This is a genomic window from Amycolatopsis sp. NPDC021455 (assembly GCF_040640995.1).
Lineage (GTDB): Bacteria > Actinomycetota > Actinomycetes > Mycobacteriales > Pseudonocardiaceae > Amycolatopsis.
This window is the reverse complement of record NZ_JBFACT010000024.1, coordinates 37,528-61,037: the sequence shown is the minus strand read 5'-3', so window position 1 is coordinate 61,037 and position 23,510 is coordinate 37,528. Positions and strand designations below refer to the sequence as shown.

General features: G+C 72.2%; 17 protein-coding genes. 4 read left to right on the top strand and 13 right to left on the bottom strand.

The annotated features are described in order from the left end of the window. Positions 1-88 precede the first annotated feature (88 nt). Both AB0G28_RS25425 and AB0G28_RS25420 read left to right on the top strand, forming a co-directional pair. Positions 89-664: a sigma-70 family RNA polymerase sigma factor gene (locus AB0G28_RS25425; RefSeq protein WP_361093693.1), complete on the top strand. Its 576-nt coding sequence runs from the start codon at positions 89-91 to the stop codon at positions 662-664. A gap of 42 nt (positions 665-706) precedes the next feature. Further along, a complete protein-coding gene (locus AB0G28_RS25420) occupies positions 707-1,456 on the top strand; it encodes a zf-HC2 domain-containing protein (protein ID WP_361093691.1) in 750 nt (249 codons plus the stop codon). Between the two features lie 223 nt (positions 1,457-1,679). Here the strand turns inward: AB0G28_RS25420 and AB0G28_RS25415 are convergent, their stop codons facing one another. From AB0G28_RS25415 to AB0G28_RS25375, 9 genes are all read right to left on the bottom strand, one after another. Next, the gene (locus tag AB0G28_RS25415) at positions 1,680-2,276 is read right to left on the bottom strand and encodes a DUF5134 domain-containing protein (RefSeq protein WP_361093688.1); all 597 of its coding nucleotides are present in this window, start codon (positions 2,274-2,276) and stop codon (positions 1,680-1,682) included. Beyond that, complete coding sequence (locus tag AB0G28_RS25410; RefSeq protein WP_361093685.1) at positions 2,273-3,604, bottom strand: PepSY-associated TM helix domain-containing protein; 1,332 nt, start codon at positions 3,602-3,604, stop codon at positions 2,273-2,275. The genes AB0G28_RS25415 and AB0G28_RS25410 overlap by 4 nt, the downstream gene beginning before the upstream one ends. Before the next feature lie 121 nt (positions 3,605-3,725). Beyond that, a complete protein-coding gene (locus tag AB0G28_RS25405) occupies positions 3,726-5,435 on the bottom strand; it encodes an ABC transporter ATP-binding protein (protein ID WP_361093682.1) in 1,710 nt (569 codons plus the stop codon). Continuing rightward, positions 5,432-7,102 carry an ABC transporter substrate-binding protein gene (locus tag AB0G28_RS25400; protein WP_361093679.1) on the bottom strand — a complete coding sequence of 557 codons (1,671 nt, stop codon included), beginning with the start codon at positions 7,100-7,102 and terminating at the stop codon, positions 5,432-5,434. Before AB0G28_RS25400 ends, AB0G28_RS25405 begins: the two co-directional genes overlap by 4 nt. Before the next feature lie 10 nt (positions 7,103-7,112). Continuing rightward, complete coding sequence (locus AB0G28_RS25395) at positions 7,113-8,108, bottom strand: ABC transporter permease (protein ID WP_361093676.1); 996 nt, start codon at positions 8,106-8,108, stop codon at positions 7,113-7,115. Next, positions 8,108-9,031 carry an ABC transporter permease gene (locus tag AB0G28_RS25390; protein ID WP_361093673.1) on the bottom strand — a complete coding sequence of 308 codons (924 nt, stop codon included), beginning with the start codon at positions 9,029-9,031 and terminating at the stop codon, positions 8,108-8,110. The genes AB0G28_RS25395 and AB0G28_RS25390 overlap by 1 nt, the downstream gene beginning before the upstream one ends. Before the next feature lie 227 nt (positions 9,032-9,258). Continuing rightward, positions 9,259-10,950 carry an acid phosphatase gene (gene acpA, locus AB0G28_RS25385; RefSeq protein WP_361093670.1) on the bottom strand — a complete coding sequence of 564 codons (1,692 nt, stop codon included), beginning with the start codon at positions 10,948-10,950 and terminating at the stop codon, positions 9,259-9,261. Positions 10,951-11,040: 90 nt separating this feature from the next. Then, positions 11,041-12,186, bottom strand: a complete 1,146-nt coding sequence (locus AB0G28_RS25380; protein WP_361093667.1) for a zinc-dependent alcohol dehydrogenase — start codon at positions 12,184-12,186, stop codon at positions 11,041-11,043. 20 nt (positions 12,187-12,206) lie between these two features. Further along, positions 12,207-12,659 carry a hypothetical protein gene (locus AB0G28_RS25375; RefSeq protein WP_361093664.1) on the bottom strand — a complete coding sequence of 151 codons (453 nt, stop codon included), beginning with the start codon at positions 12,657-12,659 and terminating at the stop codon, positions 12,207-12,209. A gap of 334 nt (positions 12,660-12,993) precedes the next feature. On the opposite strand from AB0G28_RS25375, the gene AB0G28_RS25370 reads away from it, so the two are divergent. Further along, complete coding sequence (locus tag AB0G28_RS25370; protein WP_361093661.1) at positions 12,994-14,199, top strand: LLM class flavin-dependent oxidoreductase; 1,206 nt, start codon at positions 12,994-12,996, stop codon at positions 14,197-14,199. A gap of 11 nt (positions 14,200-14,210) precedes the next feature. Next, complete coding sequence (locus AB0G28_RS25365) at positions 14,211-15,542, top strand: NtaA/DmoA family FMN-dependent monooxygenase (RefSeq protein WP_361093658.1); 1,332 nt, start codon at positions 14,211-14,213, stop codon at positions 15,540-15,542. A 166-nt stretch (positions 15,543-15,708) separates the two neighbouring features. On the opposite strand, the gene AB0G28_RS25360 is transcribed toward AB0G28_RS25365, so the two are convergent. The 4 genes from AB0G28_RS25360 to AB0G28_RS25345 form a co-directional block, all read right to left on the bottom strand. Next, entirely contained in the window at positions 15,709-16,398 is a 690-nt protein-coding gene (locus tag AB0G28_RS25360) for a M15 family metallopeptidase (RefSeq protein ID WP_361093655.1), read from the bottom strand. Positions 16,399-16,481: 83 nt separating this feature from the next. After that, positions 16,482-17,450, bottom strand: coding sequence for a tetratricopeptide repeat protein (locus AB0G28_RS25355; RefSeq protein ID WP_361093652.1), 969 nt, complete (start codon positions 17,448-17,450; stop codon positions 16,482-16,484). 16 nt (positions 17,451-17,466) lie between these two features. After that, positions 17,467-21,366, bottom strand: coding sequence for a DUF4157 domain-containing protein (locus AB0G28_RS25350; RefSeq protein WP_361093649.1), 3,900 nt, complete (start codon positions 21,364-21,366; stop codon positions 17,467-17,469). Beyond that, on the bottom strand, positions 21,359-23,482 hold the full coding sequence (locus AB0G28_RS25345; RefSeq protein WP_361093646.1) for an AAA family ATPase: 2,124 nt from the start codon (positions 23,480-23,482) through the stop codon (positions 21,359-21,361). The genes AB0G28_RS25350 and AB0G28_RS25345 overlap by 8 nt, the downstream gene beginning before the upstream one ends. Between the last annotated feature and the right edge of the window lie 28 nt (positions 23,483-23,510).

Here is a 23,510-nt window from a genome sequence, read left to right as displayed (position 1 = left end):
AAGGTCGGCCGGGGCGCCCGGCTGGTTCCCGCGGGGTTCGGCGAAGATCATCTTCAACCGATCCGGGCCGGGGTCCGTATTTGCCGGTGTGAGGCCACTACGTGCGGACGACGACGAAATCACGCGCTGGGCGAAGCTCGCCGGCCGCGGCGACCAAGCCGCCCTGGAGCGGTTCGTGCGGGCCACCCAGCCGCACGTCTGGCGGTTCGTGGCGAGCCTGAGCGACCCGCAGGCCGCGGACGACCTCGTCCAGGAGACGTACCTGCGGGCCCTCGGGTCCCTGAGCCGCTTCAAGGGCGAGTCGTCCGCGCGGACCTGGTTGCTGTCGATCGCCCGCCGTACGGTGGCCGACCAGATCCGCGCCGCCCGCTGCCGGCCCCGCCCCGCGTCGGCGGCCGACTGGCAGACGCTGTCCGTGCGCGACGAACCGGCGTCGCGGTCGCTGCTGGAGGAGCAGGTGGTGCTCGACCACCTGGTCCGGGCGCTGGACCCGGAGCGGCGTGACGCGTTCGTGCTCACCCAGACGCTCGGGCTGTCGTACGCGGACGCCGCCGAGGTGTGCGGGTGCCCGGTGGGGACGATCCGCTCGCGGGTCGCGCGGGCTCGCGAGGACCTCCTGGGCGCGATGGCCGAGAAGCCGGGGCGGCGCAGCGGTGTCGGCTGACCTGGATCGCGCGGGGAGATCGCCGGGAACCGGTGACCGCGGATGAGCGACTATCTCATCGTGGACTGCGCACTTTTCCGGGAATCGCTCTCCGCCGCACTCGACGGCGAGGAGGGCCCGCTGCCCGAAGCCGAGGTGGACCGCCACCTGCGTGAGTGCGGCGCCTGCCGTGCCTGGCAGGAGGAGGCCGCGCGGCTGCGCCGGTCGATGGTGCGCCAGGCGCCGGCGGTGCCCGACCTGACGGCCGCGATCCTCGCCACGGCACCCTCCCCGGTGCGGGAGAAGTGGGCAGCCCGGATCGCGCTGGCGATCGTCGGGCTGGTGCAGTCCGGGCTGGCCTTCGCGGAGTTCCTCGAGCCGGGCGCGGAGCACGCCGGCCACGGCGGCGGGCTGAGCGTCATCCACCTGAGCAACGAAAGCGCGGCCTGGAACCTCGCGCTGGGCATCGGGCTCCTGTGGGCGGCGCTGCACCCGCGGGCGGCCGGAGCCCAGCTGCCGCTCTTCGGCGGGTTCGCCCTGGTGCTCGGGGTGGTGTCGGTGGCGGACGTGTCCGGCGGCCAGGTCGGCGCCGGACGCCTGCTCACCCACGTCTTCCTGGTCATCGGCTTGGTGCTGATGTTCGTGGTCCACCGCGAGCACCGCCGCCGTCCGGCGCCGGCGCCGTCGACGGCGGACGCGCTCGGCACGGGAGACGACGACCTCCAGCTCCCCGAGCAGGGCCAGCCTGCCCCACCGGCGGCGATCCGCCACCGGTTCCCGCGGCGGCCCGCCAGCCGGCACCGGGCGGCCTGAGTCCGCACTCCCCAGGGGCCCACCACCCCGAAGCCGCCATTGTGACTACGGCCGGTAGCACCGCGTCAAGGCGGGAAAGCGTGCCTTGACCCGGCACTACCGTCCGTGTTCTGGCTTCGCATCGGGGTTGCGGGGGGTCTGGGCGGGGCCGCGCGGGTCAGGCCGTCAGCGTGCCGTTCACGGGCGCTTCGGCTTTGCCGGAACCCTGCCCCCGGCCCGAGACTCACAGCATCGCCAGCAGCATCACCGAGGTCCCCAGTCCCATCAAGGCGTCGGCACCCCAGCCGGCGGTGCGTACCGACGGCGCCACTCGGGCCGTGTCGATGACCCGGGCCAGGAACGCCGTCCCCGCTGCGCAGAACCCCGCCGCCAGCGTCAGCGCGACGATCACCACGTCCCCCGGCACTCCCCCACCGGCCGACGGGAGCGCCATGGCCATGCCCTCCATCCCCGGCATGTCCATCGTCGTCGCCGCTCCGCTGCCGACCATCGCGCGGGGCATCGCGAACACCATCCACACCATCGCCAGCATCATCACCGCGTGGTAGACCGGATGCCACCGGCTCTCCTGGGCGCCGCGCACCGCGGCCACGGCGAACCACGCCGCCGCGAACCCGAACAGCACCACCTGCGGCAAACCGGCCACGCCCATCGTGGCCGGCCACACCATCGCGACCATCGCCACGCACATCGCCGTGTGCAGCACGTCACCGACCCGGCTCGCCATCGAACCCCGCCGGACACAGCGATACAGGCAGAACGCCCCCGCCGCCACGAACACCGCCGTCAAGATCCAGCGCAACCCATTCGCCTCGATCACGCCTTCACCCCCTGACGACGGGCCGCCCCGATCAGGTCCACGACCAGGAAAGCCAGCAGCGACAACCCGAACACCGGCAGGTAGTAGCCCACCACGGCCGTCACCACCAGGAACGGCGCCAGCACCCGCCCCGGAATCCGCCGCCACGCCCCACGCCCCGGCGGACGCCCGACCCGCGCGTCACTCCTGGTCGGGCGGCGCAGCCACCACATCCGGTACCCCCACATGATCACCGCGATCAACCCGGCCGCCAAGGCCGTGAGCACGATCTGGTTCACCACGCCGAACAGCAAGCCCATGTGGGCGTCGATCCCCCACCGGGACAGCTTGGCCGCCGGCGAATAGTCGGCGAACCGCAGCGTGTCGGTGATCCGGCCGGTCGCCGGGTCCACGGCCATCGAGTCCGCCTGCGTCGGCCAGGACCGGCCCACCTGCGCCACCACATACGCCTTGCCCGGCGCCGACGGCGGCCGGATCTCCACCGGATCCGCCAGCCCGGCCTGCGAAGTCGCCGCGCGCACGGCGTCGACACCGACGTCAGCCCCGGCAGGCGCGGCGGCGGGCAGCGCGGTCGACACCGACGGCGTCGTCCAGTCCAGCTGCGCACGCAGCTCACTGATGTTGTCGCCCGCGTGCTCGGACCACGTCAACCCCGTGGCCGACAGGAACACCATCCCGGCCGCGATCGCCAAGCCGGTCAGGCGGTGCCACGACAACAGCCGTCCGCGCGCGCTCCGCGACTTCTTCCGCTTCCGGCTCCCCGCCCACAGCGCGATCCCGGCCAGCACGACCACCCACAGCCAGCTCGCCGCGAGTTCGCTGTACCAGCGGCCGAAATCACCCAGCTGCAGATTGGCGTGCAACCCGTCGAGCCAGGCACGCAATGGCAACGCCTGCCCGGAACCGTAGGTCTCCAGCTGCCCGCGGATCTCACCGGTGTGCGGATCGACGAACACCGTGTGGTGGTAGCTCGGCTCGAGCCCCGGCCTGGTGAAGATCACCTGCGTGGAGTCGGTGGGCGTGGGCCCGGGCCGGATGCCGGTCACGGTCCCGTCCGGCACCGCGGCCTTCGCCACGGCGGCCTGCTGCGCCAGCGGCGCGACCCCGGGCGCGGCCGGCACGTGCAGCTCGTGGTCGTAGCCGGCCCGCTCCACCTGCGGAGTCCAGATGTAGGCCAGCCCGGTCACCGCGGCGACCAGCAGGAACGGGCCGACGAACACCCCGGCGTAGAAGTGCAGCCGCAACAGCAACGGCCGGACGGCCGCCCACGTGAGCCTCAGCTCCGCGACCGGCCCGGCCGTGCGCTCGTCGCTCTGGTCGATCGACATCGAGCTCCCTTCGCCTCCGCGACGCCCGGTTCGGGTCGTCTGAGGAAAGGTCGGCTCGCGAGCGTGATCGGTTCCCGGGAACTCGGGTGATCGGCGTGACGCCGGATCCCACGAGCAGGGCTCAGCGCAACTGCCGCCAGGCTTCGCGGCGCCGGCGCTGGGCTTCCGGATCGGCGACCGGCGCCGCCGACAGCAAACGCCGCGTGTACGGGTGTGCCGGTGCCGTCAGGACCTCCTTGGCCGGGCCCTGCTCGACGACGTGCCCGCGGTGCATCACCGCGACCCGGTCGGCGAGCTGCTCGATCACCGCGAGGTCGTGGCTGATGAACAGGCAGGCGAACCCGAACTCGTGCCGCAGGTCGCGGAGCAGGTCGAGGATCCGGGCCTGGATGGTGACGTCGAGCGCGCTCGTCGGCTCGTCGGCCACCAGCAGGTCCGGGCGCAGCGCCAGGGCCCGCGCGATGCAGGCCCGCTGCCGCTGGCCGCCCGACAGCTCGTGCGGGTAGCGCGCGGCCAGTGCCGGGGAAAGCTGCACCGCGGAAAGCAGTTCCGCAACCCTTCCGTCCACTTCGGACTTCGCCGCCGCACGATGCAGCCGCAACGGCGTCGCGACGCTCTCCCCCACCGTCGTCCGCGGGTTCAGCGACGACAGCGGGTCCTGGAACACCACGCCGATCCGCCGCCGCAGCGCCTTCGCGGCCCGCCCGCGTGCCCGGCCGATGTCGGTGTCTCCGATGTGGACAGACCCTGTCGTCGGCGCGAGCAGCCCGGTGACCGCGCGGGCCACCGTGCTCTTGCCCGAGCCGGACTCCCCGACCAGACCGAGGACCTCGCCCGGTTCGACGTGCAGGCTCACCCGCGAAGCGGCGTGGACGATCATCGCGCGGAACCGGCCGCGGTAGGTCACCGACAGGTTCTCCACCCGCAGCAGCGGCGCCACGGCCGGGACGTCGGGGACCGACGCCGTCGCCGGGTGTTCCGCCGCGGCGACGTGGCCCGGCCCCACCGAAACTTCGGCGGCCACCGCGCGTTCGAGCCCGGTCGTGGCCGCGCTGCTGAGCGAGACGACCGAGCCGAGCAGCTGGCGCGTGTAGTCCTCGGCCGGCGCGGTGAAGATCGCCCCGACGGGACCCTGCTCGACCACGCGACCGTCGTGCATCACGACGACCCGGTCGGCGAGGTCGGCGACCACGCCCATGTCGTGCGTGATCAGCAGGATCGCCGTGCCGAGGCGTTCCCGGAGATCCCGCAGCAGCTCGAGGATCTCCGCCTGCACGGTGACGTCCAGTGCGGTGGTCGGCTCGTCGGCGATCAGCAGCTTCGGCTCGTTCGCCACCGCCATCGCGATCACGACGCGCTGCAGCTGCCCGCCGGACAGCTCGTGCGGGTAGGACCGCAGCCGCTCGCGCGGGTTCGGCAGCCCGACCAGGCCGAGCAGATCGACCGCCCGCTCGCGAGCGACCGCGGCGGTCACGTCCCGGTGCGCCCGGATGGCCTCGGCGAGCTGGTCACCAATGGTGAACACCGGGTTCAGCGCGCTCATCGGCTCCTGGAACACCATCCCGACGTCGCCGCCGCGGACCGCCCGCAGCTCGTCCGGGGTCATCGCGTAGAGGTCCCGCCCGGCCAGCTCAGCGCGGCCCGTCACGCGGGCCGTGGGCGGGAGCAGGCCGAGCAGGGACATCGCGGTGACCGTCTTGCCGGAGCCGGACTCCCCGACCACCGCGACGACTTCGCCCGCGCCGACGTCGTAGCCGACCCCGCGGACGGCTTCGACGTCCCCGAACGAGACCGCGACGTCGTGCAGCCGCAGGAGCCCGGCTCCGCTCACTGGACGATCCCGAACTTGCGGTAGTCGACGTAGGCCGGGAAGCGCCCGATCCGGACGTCACCGACCTGCGACCCGTGCAGGAACGAGTTGCGGGTGTAGATCAGCGGCACGACGGGTGAGTCGGCGAGGATCTTCTTGTCCAGTGCCGCCCACTTCTTCCCGGCCTCGGCCGGGTCGACGGTGGCCTGCGCTTCGGCGATCAGCTTGTCGACCTCGGGGTTGTTGTACCGGGACTCGTTGTAGCCGCCGTTGCCGATCTCGGTCGACTGGAACAGCGGCTGGATGTTCGCGTTGGCCGACGGGATGTCCGGCTGCCACGAGGTCAGCGTGAGGTCGAAGTCCGACAGCCCCTTGGTGTCCACTTCGGACGTATACGTGTCGTCGTCGAGCGGCTTGATCGTGACCTTGATGTTCGCCCGGGCCAGCGACGCCTGGATCGCCGCCGCCTTCTCCGGGTAGCCGTTCTCGTTGTGGGTCGCCAGGACCAGGCCGTCGAGACCGTTCGGGAAGCCCGCCTCAGCCAGCAGCTGCTTGGCCTTCGCCGGGTCGCCGGACGGCGGCGCCGGGTACAGGTCGTACTGCTCGCGGCCCTGCAGGCCCGGCGTGATCAGCGTCGTGGCGACGTCACCGGCCAGCTGGGCGCTGCCCGCGCTGGCCACCTGGTACGCGGCCTTGTCGACGGCGTACTGGAAAGCCTGGCGCACCTTCGGGTTCGTCAAGTTCCCGCGCTGGGTGTTGAGGGAAAGGTAGGCCAGCGCCCCGGATTCCGACGTCACCAGCCGGGACTTCGCCGAGGCGTTGCCCTGGATCTGGGCCAGCTGGGCGGGCGAGGCGAACGACATGCCGAAGGCGTTCCGGTCGGTGCCGGTGTCGTCGATCAGGCGCTTGGAGATGACGCTGGTGTCCTGGCCGAGCTGGAACTCGATGGTGTCCGGGTTGGCCAGCCGCGTCTTGTCCTCGTCGCGGCTCCAGTTCGGGTTGCGCGTCAGCTTCGCCGACTTGCCGCGCTCGTAGCTCGCCAGCTGGTACGGGCCCGAGGCGACCGGGTGGTCACCGTAGTTCGCCTCGGCGCCCTTGCCCTTCGGCACCGGCGAAAACGCCGGGGTGCTGGCGACCCAGTTGAAGTCGCCGTACGGCCGCGCGAGGTGGAAGACGATGGTCTTGGGGTCCGGCGTCTGGATGGAGTCGAGCTCCTTGCCGCCGTCGAACGGGCCCTTGTACGCCAGGCCCGGCGAGAGCAGGTCCTTGTGGTAGGCCAGGCCGCCGGAGAAGGCGGGCGCGAACGAGCGCTCGAGGCCCCACTTGACGTCGTCGCTCTTGATCGGCGTGCCGTCGGCGTACTTGAGGCCGTCCTTGAGGGTGAACGTCCACGTCTTGCCGCCGTCGCTGGGCCGTCCGGTGTCGGTGGCCAGGTCGGGCACGATCGTGGTGTCCTTGCCCGGCGCGACGTCCCACGACGTCAGCCGCCGGTGGATCAGCCCGAGCGTGGTGACGACCAGGTTCGAGCTCTTCGCCGGGTCCCACGTGATCGAAGGCGCGTCGTTGAGCAGGACGAGGGTGCCGCCCGGCTTGACGGTGCCGCCCTGGGAGGCCGGTGTGTCGTTGGCGCCGCACGCCGTCAGCAGCAGGACGGCCGCCGTCACCCCCGCCGCGAACCTGAGTTTCATCGTGCCCCTTTCAGACAAGGCGGGCTCGCGGATCGAGCGCGCCGTAGCAGAGATCGACCAGGAAGTTCAGGACCGTGACGAGCAGGGCCGAGAACAGCGTCACGCCCAGCAGCACCGGCAGGTTGAGCGAGGCGATGGCGTCGACGAGCAGCCGCCCGACGCCGGCCATGCCGAAGATCCGCTCGGTGATCACGGTCCCCGCCAGCAACGCGCCAAGGTCGACGCCGAACACCGTGACCACCGGCAGCAGGACGTTGCGCAGCGCGTGCCGTCCGACGACTTTCCGTTCGGTGAGGCCCTTGGCCCGCGCGGTGCGGATGTAGTCCTCGCCGAGGGTTTCCAGCATCTGCCCGCGGGTGAGCCGCGCGTAGATGGCGGCGTGCAGGAAGGCCAGGACGAACCACGGCAGCACGAGGTGCCACGCCCACTGGGCGGGATTCTCGGTCAGCGGCACGTACCCGGACTTGGGCACGACGTCCAGGGCGAAGGCGAAGATCGTGATGCCGATCATCCCGGCCAGGTAGGCGGGCATCGACACGCCGGCCATCGCGGCGGCCATCGTGATCCGGTCGACGGCGGTCCCGCGGCGCAGCGCCGACAGCACGCCGAGGCCGACGCCCAGGACGATCCAGATCGCGGCCGCGCCCAGCGCGACGGAGAAGCTGACCTCGATCCGGCCGCCGATCTCGCTGAGCACGTCGACGTTGTTCTGGAAGTCGTAGCCGAAGCAGGGGGCGGCGCAGTGGATCGCCGCGGTGCCGGCGCCGAACGTGCGGCCGCCGGCGATCCCGCCGAGGAAGTCCAGGAACTGCCGGTACCACGGGACGTCGTAGCCCATGAACTCCCGCGCGAGCCGCAGCCCCTCCGGCGAGCACGGCCGGCCGCAGGCCATCCGGGCCGGGTCGGCGGGCAGGACGTAGAACACCACGAACGTCACGAAGGCGACGACGAGCAGGACCAGGAGCATCCCGGCGAAGCGGGAGGCGACGAACCGCGCGGTGCGCATCAGGCCGCACCTCCGGAACGCGGGTCGAGCGCGTCGCGGATCGCGTCACCGACGACGTTGAACGCCAGGGTGACCCCGAACAGCAGGAGCCCGGGGAAGACCAGGTACATCGGGTCGGTCTCGAAGAAGTCGATGGCGGTGCTGATGGTGCGGCCCCAGCTGGGCGTCGGGGGCAGGACGCCAACGCCGAGGAATGACAGCGCGGCCTCGCTGCCGATCATCGACGGGACGGCCAGGCTGGCGACGACGATGATCGGCGCCCACAGGTTGGGCAGCAGTTCCTTGGTGAGCACGTGCCACGGGCCGCCGCCGATGACCCGGGCGGCGGCCACGAAGTCGCGTTTGGCGAGCGTGAGGGCCTGCGCCCGGACGATCCGGGCCACGCGCGGCCAGCCGAAGAGCCCGAGGACGACGATCAGCGTGATCTGGCGCGGGAAGTCGACCGGCAGGACCGCGCCGAGCGCGATCATGAAGATCAGGTACGGGAAGCCGAGGATGACGTCGGCGGTCCAGGTCACCAGGCGGTCCCACCAGCCGCCGAGGTAGCCCGCGCTGACCCCGGCCACGACGCCGAGCGCGGTGCCCAGCACGGTGGCGCCGAGCCCGACGAGCAGCGACGTCCGCGCGCCGTGGGCGACGAGCGCGAAGAGGTCCACGCCGGTCAGCGGCTCGACACCGAACCAGTGGGCGCCGCTCACCCCGCCCAGCGCCCCGGCGGGCAGCCCGGTCGGGCCGAGCGTGGTGATGTCCGGGACGAGGCTCCGACCCTCGGCGAGGACGAACAGGTCGGCCCCGGCGGCGAGCAGCACGATGACGACGATCAGCACCGCGCAGACGGACGTCCACCGCCCGGAGCGGACGGCGCGCCAGACCGCGGCGGGCAGGGAGCGCGCCGCGAGCGGCGGCGGAGCGGGGACGGACACAGCACCTTCAAGGTTCAGCCGATCGAGTGACGATCAGGGACCTTAAGCAGTCAGTGCGGTGATCGATCCACCATCCCAGGATGCGGAACGATACTTGCTTTCCCCGTCCGGTTCGTGGAACGGCTCAGTAAGCGGCTCGGCTCATGTCTTGAACGAGTCGTTCAGGACCTCCCACGTCCTGAACGACTCGTTCAAGACATCGCAGCCCGCGGCACAGCGGGCCCCGGTCAACGGCAGAAGGCGAGCAAGTCGGCCACCCGGGCGTCGCGGGTGCCCAAGGGGGCCAGGCGGAAGCGGTGCTCGATGGTGGCCATGATCGACGTCGTGTCGTGGGAGGTGTGGTCCACGCCGAACGGCCGGCGCAGCTGCGGCGAGATCAGCAGGGCGGGGATGCGGGTGCCCGGCCCCCACCGGTCCGCGACGGCGTGCCGTCCGGCCGGCGGTGCCACGTGGTCCCACTGGCCGCCGAACTCGTCGTAGGTGACCACGATCAGCGTGTGCGCGGCGTCCGGGCCGTTCTCCACGGCCTTGATCAGGTCGACGAGGTGGCGGCTGCCGGCGTCCTCGCTGGCGTAGCCGGGGTGCTCGTTCTCCTCGCCGACCGGCTTGACGAAGCTCACCGGCTTGAGGCGTCCCGCCTTGGCGGCGCTGACGAACTCGACCTCGTCCCGCAGGTGGGCGGCGCGGGCCGCGGTGCCCGGCGCCAGGCTGGCGTAGTAGTTGAACGGCTGGTGGTGGTACTGGAAGGTGGCGTCGGGGCAGTTCGGGTAGACCGCGCCGGCCGCGGTGCGCGGGCTGGCGCAGGTTCCCGGGGTGGTGCCGTTGGTCCAGCCGGGGCCGCCGACGTTGCCGTTGGCGTTGTCCCAGCCGCCGGAATACCAGGCCCAGTCCACGTTCGCGGCCGACAGGCGGTCGCCGATGGTCGGCGTGGTCTGCGGCGGCAGCCGCCGCGACACCGCGGTGCCCGGCTGGTACGGCTGGTAGGGCGGCTGGATGGTGTTGATCGCGTAGTCGCCGCACGCCGTCCCGGCCGGCGGCGCCCCCACGTTCGCGGGGACGACGCAGCTGCCGTCGGCGTTCGCGGCCTGGGTCAGCGCCCGGTCGGCCGTGCCGGGGGTCGCGGGGTGCAGCGGCGTGCCCGCGGGGAAGCCGTCCGGCCCCACGACCGAGTGCAGGTCGTCGGCACCGCCGTCGCGGACCGCCCCGGGCCAGACCGGCGTGTTCGGGGTGATCAGCCACTGGTGGTTGAGGAACGACCCGCCGAACGCGCCCTGGAAGAAGCGGTCGGCGACGACGTAGTCCGGTGCGTTGCGGCCGTGCAGGTACTCGTAGATCGGCAGGCCACGGGTGTCGTAGTGGCCCATGGTCAGCCCGACGGCGTCGCTGCCCGCGACGTAGCGGTCCATCGCGCCGCCGTGGATCTGGTACTGCTCGTTGTAGAAGCGGTGGACGAGGTCGCGGGTGCAGCCGCCGGGCAGCCCCTGCCCCTTGGGCACGCCGTTGGGCTGGAACACCCCCGGTGCCGGGCACGTCGTGTCGGCCGGTCCGATGTAGCGGTCGATCTCGAAGGGACGGTTGGTGAACGCCGAGCTGACCGGCGTCGTCCCGATCGTCCCGCTGCAGGTGACCGGCAGCGGCGGCGACGTGAGGTTGACGTCGTTCTGCGGCAGGCACGGCAGCGCCTGGCCGTCCGCCGCCACCTGGGTCTGCGGCCGGGCCCGCCGGAGGCCGTCGACGCCTTCCCAGCCGCCGAAGAGGTTGTCGAAGCTGTGGTTCTCCTCGTAGATCACCACGATGTGGTCGATCCCCCGGCCACGGGCACCGTGGTCGGGGGACGCGACGGCCGTCCCGGCGCTCGCCAGCAGAGCCGGCAACGCCGCGGCGGCTACGGCGCTTCGCAGAACCGTCCAGGACCCCATCCCGCACCTCCGTGATCGACCGCTCTGCAGCTTCGTCCTCCCCTGCCCCGCGCACAAGTGCCCCGATGGGGTTTCCCGGACGGCCCCGGGTCAGGGGTGCAGGACCGCCCGCAGGCAGTCGTCCTTCTTGTGCTTGAACAGGTCGTACGCGCGCGGGCCGTCGTCCAGCGGCAGGCGGTGGGTGGCCAGGTGGGCGACCGGCAGCTCGCCGCGGGCCATCCGGTCGAGCAGCATCGGCACGTAACGCTGGCCGTGCTGCTGCGAGCCACGCACGGTGAGGCCCTTGTTGACGACCGCGCCGAGCGGGAACTTGTCGACGACGCCGGCGAACACGCCGAGGACGAACACGGTGCCGCCCTTGCGGCACGCGTAGATCGCTTCCCGGACCGCGTCCGGCCGGTCGGTTTCCAGCCGCAGCTGCTGCTTGACCTGGTCGTAGAGGTGGTGCGCGCCGGCGCTGTGGGCCTCCATGCCGACGGCCTCGATGCAGACGTCCGGGCCGCGGCCGCCGGTGCGTTCCCGCAGCTCGGCGCCGACGTCGGTGCTCGAGTAGTCGATCGTCTCCGAGCCGATGTGCTGTTCGGTCATCCGCAGCCGGTAGGGGTAGCGGTCGATGGAGAACACCCGTTCGGCGCCGAGCAGCATGGCCGCCTTGGCCGCCATCTGCCCGACCGCGCCACAGCCCCACACGGCCACCGTGTCGCCCGGCTGGACACCACCGAGGTCGGCGCCCATCCAGCCCGTCGGCACCGAGTCGGACGCGAACAACGCGCTGTCGTCGTCGAGGCCTTCGGGCACCGGGAAGGCGCCGTAGTCGGCGAAGGGCACGCGCACGTATTCCGCGTGGCTGCCGCGGAATCCGCCCATGGCGTGCGAGTAGCCGAAGATGCCGCCGGGTTCGTAGCCGAACAGCGCCGAGCCGATGCCCGGGTTGGTGTTGCTGTTATCGCACAGCGCCCACAGGTCGTGCGCGCAGTACCAGCACCGGCCGCAGCCGATGAACGAGCAGACCACCACGCGGTCGCCCACCTTGTGCTTGCGCACCTGGGAGCCGACCTCGACGACCTCGCCGAGGAACTCGTGGCCCAGGACGTCCCCGGCCTCCATGGCGGGGATGTACCCGCCGATGAGGTGCAGGTCCGAGCCGCAGGTGGTGCTCGTGGTGACCTTGAGGAGCACGTCCTGCTCGTTGCGGATCTCGGGGTCGGGGACCTGCTCGACCGAGAGTTCGTTCACACCTTGCCAGCACAGTGCCTTCACAGCCGTCCCTCCCCGCCGGCGCGCCGGGTGGCCAGGCGGACGAGCGCGCCGCCCGGCGTCGGCTTCCCGGTGGCCGGGGCGTCCGGGCGGATCACCTCGCCCGTCTCCAGCAGTGACTTGATGTCGCGCAGCGCGCTGCGCACCGGCTGCCGCGGGTCGCGGCCGGCGAGCCGTTTCGCGGCACCGCCCAGGCCGGTCGGGGCCGGTTCCAGCGGCCGGGCCGCCAGCTCGGTCCCGCGTCCGCCGGGCGCCGGGCGCACGCGCGTCTCGGCTTCCCCGGCGAGAGCGGCGAACGCGTCCGTCAACCGCGGGTCCCGCTCGACCTCGTCCGGGGGCAGGTTGACGGTGACGCCGAGCCAGCGGTTCGGCTGCTCCGCGGACTTCCGCCGCGCCGCCGCCGTGCTCACCGCGACCCCCGCGACGGCGAGTGCTCCGATCGGCCACTTCATGCGAGTTCCTCGATTCCTCTTCGGGGACAGGTCCGGTCCGGCTTCCCCTTTTGCCCGCGAACACACCTCAGCCTGCCGACCGTCCACAGATGAACTTCTTTTCCGTCCGCCCCCTGCGGATCTTCGGCATCGACACCCGGGGCGGCGTCTACCCCGATCCTGGCCGACGCCCTGCGCGAAGTCCCGTTGTCGGCCGTCCCGGGTCTCGGACACCACAGGGCCGCGGCAGGTTTATTCCCGTGACCCGGCGCTGTCCCAGCAGTTGGCCATCCCGGCCCGAGGCGCTGAATCCGGCGCACACTGCGGACACAGCCGAGGAGAAGGGGAACGCGGGATGGCATCAGGAACCGGCCCACGGATCGCTGTCGCACTGGACGGGGCGGGCTGGCACCCCGCCGCGTGGCGCGAACCCGGTGCACGGCCCCGCGAGCTCCTCACCGCCGGCTACTGGGCCGATCTGGTCCGCGAAGCCGAGGCCGGGAAGCTGGACTTCGTCACCATCGAGGACTCGCTGGCCCTGCAGACCGTCAACCCGCTCGACCGGCCGGGCGAGCGGACCGGCATCGTCCAGGGCCGCCTCGACGCCGTGCTCACCGCCGCCCGCGTCGCCCCGCTGACCTCCCACATCGGGCTGGTGCCGACCGCGGTGGTCACCCACACCGAGCCGTTCCACCTGTCCAAGGCCATCGCCACGCTCGACTACGTCAGCACCGGACGGGCCGGCGTCCGCGTCCAGGTCGCCGGGCGCGCCGAGGACAACCGGCACTTCGGGCGCCGGGAGTTCGGCGAGTTCCGGCTCGAGGACGCCGCCGAGCCGGACAAGCCGAGCCCCCTGGCCGACCTGTTCGACGAAGCCGCGGACTACGTCGAGGTGCTGCGCCGGCTGTGGGACAGCTGGGAGGACGACGCCGAGATCCGCGACGTCGCCACCGGCCGGTTCGTCGACCGCGGCAAGCTGCACTACATCGACTTCGCGGGACAGTGGTTCTCGGTCAAGGGCCCGTCGATCACCCCGCGCCCGCCGCAGGGCCAGCCCCCGGTCACCGCGCTGGCCCACGCCGCGATCCCCTACCGCCTCGCCGCCCGCGCCGCCGACGTCGTCTACGTGACCCCCTTCGACCGCGAGCAGGCCACGACGATCCTCACGGCGGTGCGCGACGAGCAGGACCGGGCGGGCCGCTCCGGCGAGACGCTGCACGTCTTCGGCGACGTCGTCGTGTTCCTCGACGAGACCGAACAGGCCGCCGCCGGCCGCAAGGCCCGGCTCGACGACCTGGCGGGCGCGGAATACACCTCCGACGCCCTCGTCTTCACCGGCACCCCGGCCGGCCTCGCCGACCTGCTGCTCGACTGGCACGCCGCCGGGCTCTCCGGCTTCCGGCTGCGGCCGGGCGCGGTCCCGCACGACCTGACCGCCGTCACCCGCGGGCTGGTGCCCGAACTGAGGTCCCGCGGCGCCTTCCGCACCGAGTACGAGGCGAGCACCCTGCGCGGGCTGCTCGGCCTCGCCCGCCCCGCCAACCGCTACGCCGCCGTCTGAGGAGCGCGAGAATGTCCCGCAAGCAGATCCACCTCGCGGCGCACTTCCCCGGCGTCAACAACACGACCGTGTGGAGCGACCCCGAAGCCGGCAGCCACATCGAGTTCAGCTCCTTCGTGAAGCTCGCGCAGACCGCCGAGCGCGCGAAGTTCGACTTCTTCTTCCTCGCCGAGGGGCTGCGGCTGCGGGAGCAGAACGGGCAGATCTACGACCTCGACGTCGTCGGCCGCCCGGACACCTTCACCGTGCTGTCCGCGCTGGCCGCGGTCACCGAGCGGCTCGGACTGGCCGGCACGATCAACTCGACGTTCAACGAGCCGTTCGAGGTGGCCCGCCAGTTCGCCTCGCTCGACCACCTCTCGGCCGGGCGCGCCGCGTGGAACGTCGTCACGTCGTGGGACGCCTTCACCGGCGAGAACTTCCGCCGCGGCGGGTTCCTGCCGCAGGACCAGCGCTACGAGCGTGCCGAGACGTTCCTGCGCACCGCCTGGGAGCTGTTCGACTCCTGGCGCGGCGACGAGATCGCCGCCGACCAGGAGACCGGCGAGTTCCTGCGGGACCCCGCGGCGGGCGCCTTCGCCCACCACGACGCCCACTTCGACATCGAGGGCCGGTTCCCGGTGCCGCGCAGCCCGCAGGGCCGCCCGGTGATCATCCAGGCCGGCGACTCCGACGAGGGCCGCGAGTTCGCCGCGGCCACCGCCGACGCGATCTTCAGCCGCTACGGCACGCTCGAAGCCGGGCAGGCGTTCTACTCCGACGTGAAAGGCCGGCTGGCGAAGTACGGCCGCAAGCCGGAGCAGCTGGTGATCCTGCCCGCGGCGACGTTCGTGCTCGGCGACACCGACGCCGACGCCCACGAGCGCGCCCACGTCGTGCGGCGGCAGCAGGTCAGCGCGCAGACCGCGATCAAGTTCCTCGAACAGGTCTGGAACACCGACCTGTCCGAGCACGACCCGGACGGGCCGCTGCCGTCCTTCGACCCGGTGGTCGGCGAGACGATCGCGCCCGGCCGCGCCAGCGTCCGCATGTACCGCGACCCCCTCGCCACGGCCCGCGAATGGCGGCAGCTCGCCGAGGCGAAGAACCTGTCCACCCGCGACCTGATCATCGAGGTCACCGGCAGGCAGACGTTCATCGGCTCGGCCGCGACCGTGGCGGCGGCCATCGACGACCTCGTCCAGGCCGACGCGAGCGACGGCTTCATCCTCGTCCCGCACGTCACCCCCGGCGGCCTCGACGAGTTCGCCGACACGGTGGTGCCGCTGCTGCAGGAGCGCGGCTCGTTCCGGACCGAGTACACCGGTTCCACGTTGCGCGACCATCTCGGCATCGAGGGTTGACCCTGCTCCTGGGGCAGGGTTCGACGGTGGTGCGCGCCGGCCACGACGAAGCGCCCGGGATCGCCGTCATTCCGGCGACGATCCCGGGCGCGTTCCGCTCGTTACCCCAGTACGCGTGGCTGTGGTCCCCTCAGGACCGCGTCACACCCCAGTTTTCCCGCCAGTGTCAGGGCTTCTCGAAGTGCTGGTAGTCGATCGGGGTGTCCCACGAGCCGCCCCAGGTCCAGCCGCGGGTGGTGAACGCCTGCTCGGTGCTGTCGCCCAGGTGGATCATGCCCGGCACGGTCTGCGTGCGGTCGGCGTAGGGCGCGCCGTTGGGCGGGTAGACCGCGCCGCTGCCGGAGATGTACGGGTTCTGCACGGTGTTGATGTCGATGGCGCGGCCGTAGGAGTGGTTGGACCACGCCGTGCCGCCGGTGATCGCGCGGCAGTTGAACGCCGAGGTGTTGTTCGCCGCCATCGAGGCGTCGTCGTCTGAGTTGTACTTCTCCACGGTTTCCATCCGCTCGATGGGGAACCGGGCGAAGTACAGGTCGGCGAAAACGCGGGCGACCTCGGTGGCGCGGTCGGCGTTGACGACCAGCTCACCGCGGTGCACCGCGCCGTCGAAGCCGACGAAGCTCAGGTTCACCAGGCGCAGCTGGTCGGGACCGACCGGGCAGCCCTCGTGCCAGCTGTTCCCGAGCCGTTCGGCGGTGACCGGCTTGATGACGGCGACGTAGGCCGGGAGACCGCTGCCCGCGGGAGCGGCGACCTCCACGGTCTGGGCCGGGGCGGCCGGCGCCGGCGTGGTACCGGCCACGACCGCCGACAGCGCGAACGCGACGACAGCGAAGAGTTTCGTTCTCAATTTCATGATCACTACACGCGCTGCCCCGCGGATCGGCTGCACCGCGGTCGGATTGATCACAGCCGGGCAACCTCAGGCGGCCCCCCGCGTCACCCCGGGTCTGGTTCGGACAGCTCCGAAGCACGGGACGAGTGAGCGCTTCCGGACTTCGCCAGAGCGCGCAGGACGTCGTCCCCTTCGCTCGTCCGGCCGAGTTCGCGCAACGCCAGGCCGCGGTGCAGCAGCGCGCGGTCGTCGTCCGGCGCCTTCTCCAGTGCCCGGTCGAGCTGGGCCAGCGCCGCCGACGGGCGGTCCGCGGCCAGGTGCAGCACCGCCAGGTCGACGCGGGCCTCCGTCGCCGCCGGGTCGAGGCGGAGCAGGTCGGTGAGCTCGGCCGCCGCCTCGTCGCGGCGGCCCAGCGACAGCAGCGCGACCGCCAGGTGCCGGCGGACGTCGGTGTCGCCGGGGGCGAGCGCCTTGGCGCGGGCCAGCGCGCCGCAGCCGGAGGCCAGGTCGCCCCGCACCACCAGCAGCGCGCCGAGCTGTGCCCACGCCGGGGCGTACTCGTCGTCGAGGGCCAGTGCCTGGTGCAGGATCCCGACCGCTTCCTCCAGCCTGCCGCGCGCCGCGACCACGGTCGCCCACGCGGTCCGCGGCGCGGGGTCGCCCGGAGTGAGCCGGACGGCTTCGGTCCACGCCGTCTCGGCTTCGGCGTACCGGCCGGCCAGCAGCAGGAGCTGGCCCAGGTTGTCGAACGCGGTCGCGTTGTCCGGGGCGAGCTCGGCCGACCGCCGGAGCTCCTCGATCCCGCCGTCGAGATCACCCAGCGCCGCGCGGGCGTTGCCGAGGTTCAGGTGGGCGACCGCGCGGCCCGCGTCCAGTTCGAGGGCCCGCTCGTACCAGGTGACGGCCTCGGCGAACCGGCCCGCCTGCGCGATCACGAAGCCGAGGTTGTTCAGCGTGACCGGGTCGGCGGGCTCGGCCGCCAGCGCCGCGCGGTAGAGCGCCTCGGCGCCTTCGAGGTCGCCGCGCAGGTGGCGCAGCACTCCCAGTTCCAGCTCGGTGACCGGTGCGTTCATGGTCGGCTCCTCCGACTCAGGCGATGCGTTTGACGAGGTCCTGCAGGATCCGGCCGGGATCCACCTTCGGCAGCTCGAACCGCACGTCGTCGAGCGAGAAGGCGAACGGCTTGCCCTGTTCGTAGTGGACCGGCGCGTGCACGCCGATCCGCAGGCCGGAGCCGTACTCGAAGGCGGCCAGGTTCCACTTCTTGTCGTAGAGGTCCTTGGTGAAGCCGAACGCGCCGACCTCGACCTTCGCGAACCCGGTGACGTCGAAGACGAACCGGGGTTCGGCGGTCAGGTCGACCCGCGCGTCGAGCACCAGGCCCTGCTTCGGCGTCCAGTTGATCTGCGTCGACGCGTCGAACGCGCCCTGCAGACCGAGCTTGCCGCCGATCTCCAGGCCGGCTTCGGCGCTGACGAGCGGGATGCCCGCGCCGATCCCGCCGCGTACGAACAGTCGCAGCCCGGCCTCCGCGGGCACGTGCAGCTGAGCGCCGCCGGTGATCGACGTGTTCTCTTCCCGACCCGGCTCGTAGTGCACCTTGAGCCCGAGCTGCCGCAACTGGCCCGGCCCGACCGACGCCTCCGCGTCGAGACCCCCCTGGATGGTCGCGAAGATGCCGACGCGCTGGCCGAACACCGCGATCCCGACGATGGGGATGTCGAAGCCGACGGTGAGCACGTTCTTCTTGATCCCCTTGGCGGGGAACAGGTCGATGGCTTCCGGCAGCTTGACCTCGCCGTCGAGCTGCACCTGCCCGTCGCGGTCGAGCTGGACGGCGGCGGTCGCCTCCAGCCACGGCGCGAGGCGCAGCGTGAGCCGGCCGCCACCGTGGACGGACAGCGCCGAACCCGGGGCGCCCGGCTTCCCGCCGGGTTTTCCGCCCGGTTGTTCGCCGGGCTTTCCGCCGGGTGCGGGCGGCTGGTTGCTGACTCCGATGTGGATGCTGCCGGACAGCATGCCGCGTGCGTAGGCGGCGTCGCCTTCGATCGTGAAGACACCGTCCTCATAGGACGCGGTGAGCGTCGCGTCGACACCGGGGATCTTGGGTTTCGCGGTGCCGTGCGCGGCGAGCTGCCACTGGTTCGCGGGCGGCTTGCGGGTCACGGTCGCGTCGATGGACCCGCTTTCGATGCCGGGAACGTCCTTCGACAGCTGGAAGGCACCCCCGATCGTCAGGCCTTCCCGCTCGCCGTACTTGACGTCGAGCTTGCCGCTTTCGACACCGGGGATGGCGAGCTGGGCGTCACCGGACGCGGTGAAGACCTGGTTTTCGTACTGCACGGCCAGCTGACCCGACTTGATGCCGGGCACCTTGCCGCCGCCCACGCCGAGGAGCCCGGACAGGCCCCACTGGTACTCGCCGTTGACCTTCTTGTACGTGAAGGCCGCTTGGGCCGGATCGAAGAGCTTGCTGTCGAAGCCGAGCTTTCCGCTCAGTTCGAAGCCTTCCGCACCCATGGACGCGTCGATCTCGCCCTGGGCCACGCCGGGCAGGGCGAAGTTCAGCGTGCCGGTGACACTGGCCTTCGCGTCCCCGCCGTCGTCGAGGCCGGCGAACACCGTCACCTCGCCCGAAGCGGTGAACGGCTTCGGGAGCGGCAGCTCGTTCGCGACGAACGTCCGTTCCAGGCCAAGGCTGCTGCCTTCGAGGACCGCGTCGATCCCCAGCCCCGACAACAGCGGCACGGTGGGCATCAGCCGGCCGCGGGCGACGATGCCGATGCCCTTGACGATGTCCGCCTGGGTGAAGTCCAGCGGGCTGAACACCGGCGACTCCGGATTGCCCGCTTTGAGCGCCTGCCGGACGGCGTGCTCCGTCACCGTCCCGCCGAATTCGATGCCCTTCTGGGGCACGAAGGGCAACGAGATCGTCATCTTCTTGATCTTCTTGCTGCGCGAGAACGACGTCCCGACGAGCACCCCGCCCTTGCCCTTCTCGAAGGTGCCCGACTGGACCTGGAAGTCGGTCTTGTACAACGGGTTCTTCTTCATCTCCGGCGAGGCGAGGTCCGGCTTGTCGTCCTTCCACGGCAGGTCGAACTTGCCCCCGGAGCTGCCGAGGTAGATCGCGAGCTTCGTCGGCGACCCCGCGAGGTTGTACTGGACGACCTCTTTCTCCCCCATCGGCACGAGGGCGTCCAGCTGTTTGCCCTCCTGGATTTCGCCCAGGGTCCAGTTGATGTCGGAGCCGGCCACCGTCCGTTTGCTGTCGACGATCTTGTCGACCACGACCGGGTACGCGGTCGCCGGGTCTCGCAGGTTCTCCGGTGGCTCCTTGCTCGGGTCGTCCTTCTGCCACTTCTTGATCGCCGCCGCGAAAGCCTCCTTCTTGGCGTTGCGCACACTCGCCGCGATGATCGGGCCGACGCTCCCGTTCGCGCGGGCCTGCAGGAGCCAGAGGTTGTCCGTGGGCTTGTCGTCGGTCCCGCCCAGCTGTGATTCGAGCTTGTGGTCGATCTGGAACTTGGCCGCGTCGCCCTTCCTGTCCCAGATCGGGATCAGCGCGGCTTCGGCGATGTCGGCCGCCTCGCCGAAGACGAACGTCTCCGACGCCTTCGCTTTGAAGTAGTAGACGGCGTCGGCCTTGCCGACCTGCACCTTGACGGGTTTCTTCCCGTCCCGGCCGTGCTCGATGTAACCGGTCACCCCGGTGGTGACCTTGCTCTTCGCCTGCCCCCGCCAGAAGGAGTTCTGGGCGGTCTCCCGCTCGCCACCCGGTGGGCGGAGGTTCTCCAGCGGCACGTGCGGTTCCGTGAACGGGACCTTGAACGTGGGGATCGGCAGCGGGTTGATGGCCAAGGCGTACTTCGACTGCGACCCGCTCGGGGGCCGGAACTCCCCGTCGGCCGGCCCGGTGGCCTTCGGTCCCTTCCCGGCCTGCAGGTTGTCGCTGTCGGCCGCGCGGTGGACGACGTGCTCGTGGTGCTGCAGGACGTGGGCGACCTCGTGGGCCATCAGGTGCAGGTCGGTGGGTGAGGCGTCGCTCGCCAGCCAGATGTGGTTCTGCCTCGTCACGGCGCGGGCGTGCAGGGCACGGGCCGCCAGGTCGGACTGGGTGTCGTGGTGGACGACGACGTGGCGGAGGTCCGTGGTGAGCCGCCGTTCGAGGATCCCGCGGGTCGGCTGCGGGATGGGGCTGCCCGGGCCTGGGTGGTTCACGATCGCCGCCGGGGACGTCGGGTCGGGGGCCTGAGCCGGGGCCGGGGGTGGCTGCGGCTGCGGCCCTGCCGGGTGGTGGGTCGCCGGTTCTCCGCCGGTCGGGTGTGACTCCGCCAAGCGGTGGACCACGGCCGCCTCGCCCCCGGCCGGATGCGGCGCCGCGGCCGGGCCGCCCCCGGCCGGATGCGCCTGCACCAGACGATCGGTCATCGCCGAGTCACCACCGGCCGGATGCCGCAGCGCGGCCGGGCCGCCGCCCGTCGAGGGCGCTTCCGCCAGCTGGTGGGCGGTCGCCGCGGCAGGGCCGCCGCCTGGTTGCGGCTCCGCCAGCCGATGGACGACCCCCGCATCGCCGCCGGCCGGGTGCGGCGCCGCGGCCGGAGCACCACCGGCCGGCTGGGAGACCACAGGCGGGTCGCCGGCGACCGTCTCAGGGTCGCCCGACACCCGGGACGCCTCCGCCGTCACCTTCCGGGCCAGGGCCTCCGCTTCCTGCTCCGCCTTGTCGCCCGGGTGGCTGACCGGCAGCGCCGGCGGTCCCGCCTGGTCTCGCGCGGCGCGCAACAGCCGATTGGCCTGCTGGTTGCCGACGCTCTGCTGCAACTGCGCCGTGTTCCGCGCCTGCTGCTGCGGAGCCGCCGCCGTGTCCGGAGGCTTCGGGGTCTCCTTGCGGATGGTTCCGTCGTGCTGCTGGGGCGCGGGCGGCTTCGCCGGCTCCGGCGGGGCCGGCTCCGGCTTCTTGTCCGCTCGCGTCTTCTCCTCACCCATGCCGCAGTCCCTCCCCGAACCAGTCGTAGAACGGCTCGCCGAACTCGCCCGGCGTGATCGGGAGCCCGAGCTTCTGGTATTCGCGCCCGACCGAGACGACGAGGTCGCGCAGGCTCACCCCGGTGGCCGAAGGGTCGGCTCGCAGCGCGCGGAAAGCCGCGTCCAGCACCACGTTCTTGATGCTGCCGCCCGACAGGGGGAACCGTTCGGCGAGCCGTGCCAGCTCGTCCGGCTCCGGTGCCGTGACCGCCGCCGGGAACATGCCGCGCCAGATCCGCAGCCTCGCGTGCGCGTCCGGTGGGGGGAAGTCGACCACCGCGTGCAGCCTGCGCAGGAACGCCGTGTCGATGTTCTGCCGCAGGTTCGACGCGAGGACCACGACCCCGCTGAACTCTTCGACGCGCTGGAGCAGGAACGCCATTTCGACGTTGGCCCAGCGGTCCTTGGCCTCCTTCACCTCGCCGCGCTTGGCGAACAGCGCGTCGGCCTCGTCGAAGAAGATCATCGCGTTCGTCTGCTCCGCGTCGGCGAACACCCGGTCGAGGTTCTTCTCCGTCTCCCCCACGTACTTGCTCGCCACCGCCGCGAGGTCCACTTTGTACAGATCGGCGCCCTGCTCCGCCGCGAGCAAGGTCGCGGCCATGGTCTTGCCCATGCCCGAGCCGCCGGTGAACATCGCGACGACGCCGCGGCCGAGGCTCAGCCGCCGCTCGAAGCCCCAGCCGCCGTAGACCCGGCTGCGCAGCGTGATCCGCCCGCGCAGCTCGTCCAGCTGGAGCCGGTTCGCCTGCGGGAGCACCAGGTCGTCGAACGTCAGCTCGGTCCGCGGCTCGATCCGGCGCGCGAACGCGACGAGCCGCCGCGCCGACTGTCGCCGGCAACCCTCGTACAGCTCCTCCGCACGCAGTTTCGTGCCGCCCGGCGCCCGCACCCTCGCGACGCCACGGGCCGAGCCGACCGCGTCGGCGATCTGGCCGGGGGTGAGCTGGAACGTGTTGGCCAGCAGCTCCGCCAGTGTCTTGCGCGACGGCGAAGGCGACGCGAACTCGGCGTCCGGCGGCAGCATCGCCAGCCACAGGTCGCGGCGCACCGCGAACCCGGGGACCGGCAGGTCGACCCGCAGGAAGCCGGACCGAGGCCCCTCCCCCGCCGGGTCCCAGGCCGTTTCGGCCGTGCCGAACGTCAGGCCGGACCGCGGCGGCAGCTCGCCGGAGCCGGCCTCCAGGCCCACCCAGCACAGCGCGGCACCGCGCAAGGTGGCTTCCCGGCGGCAGAGACCCATCACGTCGGGCTCGGCGACCCGCGCGTACAGCAGCTCCCGTCCGGCTTCGGCGCACAGCGCGGCCGCGAGGGTTCGCCGCCCGGCCCCGGGCGGGCCGTGGAGCAGCACGAACGTGTCGTCGTCCAGCGTGCGGGCGAGCGCGCGCAGGCGGTCGCGGAACTCCGGCTCCAGCACCAGCTCGTCCAGCGACGGCCCCGGCCCGGCGACGGCGAGCACGCCGGTGACGCGGTCGTCCGGGGTGTCCTCGCCGGTCAGGAAGCCCGCGATCCGCCGGTCGAGCCGCAGGACGTCCCGCTCGTCGCGGACGACGAGGCCGTGGGCGGCGAGCGGCCGGCTCGCCGAGAACAGCGCCCGGCCCCAGCCGGTGCCGCTCAGCTCCGGCGCGACCGCGCGCACGGCCAGCTCGGCGGTGGGCCCGGTGACCGTCGCGTCGTCGGCGAGGTAGCCGAACAGCCGGCGGCATCGGCTGTCCACTTCGGACAAGAGGCACAACAGGACGACGTCGCGCTCGAACTGGTCCAGCTCGAACCGCGAGACGAGGTCCACGAGCCGCAGGCCGCCCGTCGTGGCCCGCACGCGCCCGGCGATCCGATCGGCGGCCTCCCGGGCGGCGGCCAGTTCGGCGCGGACCGCCTCGGGCAACGGTGGCGGGGTGCCGTCCCCGGCCAGGTAGGCGGCCACTTCCGCCTCGCCGACGCTCGGGAGTCCCCACTGGTCACCGGGCTTGACCAGCCCCAGCCCTTCGCGGAACCACGCGAGCTGCGCCCGGAGCAGGTGACGGGCGCGGGCCAGTTCGTCGGCGAGGTGGGTGGCGCTGTCGGGGTAGCCGGTCATCGCGCCACCGGCCAGAAGCTCACCCGGC

Excerpts from the sequence above, each read along its gene's own strand:
- AB0G28_RS25420 (WP_361093691.1), top strand. The coding sequence starts at position 707 with ATGAGCGACTATCTCATCGTGGACTGCGCACTTTTCCGGGAATCGCTC.
- AB0G28_RS25410 (WP_361093685.1), bottom strand. The coding sequence starts at position 3,604 with ATGTCGATCGACCAGAGCGACGAGCGCACGGCCGGGCCGGTCGCGGAG.
- AB0G28_RS25400 (WP_361093679.1), bottom strand. The coding sequence starts at position 7,102 with ATGAAACTCAGGTTCGCGGCGGGGGTGACGGCGGCCGTCCTGCTGCTG.
- AB0G28_RS25395 (WP_361093676.1), bottom strand. The coding sequence starts at position 8,108 with ATGCGCACCGCGCGGTTCGTCGCCTCCCGCTTCGCCGGGATGCTCCTG.
- acpA (WP_361093670.1), bottom strand. The coding sequence starts at position 10,950 with ATGGGGTCCTGGACGGTTCTGCGAAGCGCCGTAGCCGCCGCGGCGTTG.
- AB0G28_RS25375 (WP_361093664.1), bottom strand. The coding sequence starts at position 12,659 with ATGAAGTGGCCGATCGGAGCACTCGCCGTCGCGGGGGTCGCGGTGAGC.
- AB0G28_RS25370 (WP_361093661.1), top strand. The coding sequence starts at position 12,994 with ATGGCATCAGGAACCGGCCCACGGATCGCTGTCGCACTGGACGGGGCG.
- AB0G28_RS25365 (WP_361093658.1), top strand. The coding sequence starts at position 14,211 with ATGTCCCGCAAGCAGATCCACCTCGCGGCGCACTTCCCCGGCGTCAAC.
- AB0G28_RS25360 (WP_361093655.1), bottom strand. The coding sequence starts at position 16,398 with ATGAAATTGAGAACGAAACTCTTCGCTGTCGTCGCGTTCGCGCTGTCG.
- AB0G28_RS25355 (WP_361093652.1), bottom strand. The coding sequence starts at position 17,450 with ATGAACGCACCGGTCACCGAGCTGGAACTGGGAGTGCTGCGCCACCTG.
- AB0G28_RS25350 (WP_361093649.1), bottom strand. The coding sequence starts at position 21,366 with ATGGGTGAGGAGAAGACGCGAGCGGACAAGAAGCCGGAGCCGGCCCCG.
- AB0G28_RS25345 (WP_361093646.1), bottom strand. The coding sequence starts at position 23,482 with ATGACCGGCTACCCCGACAGCGCCACCCACCTCGCCGACGAACTGGCC.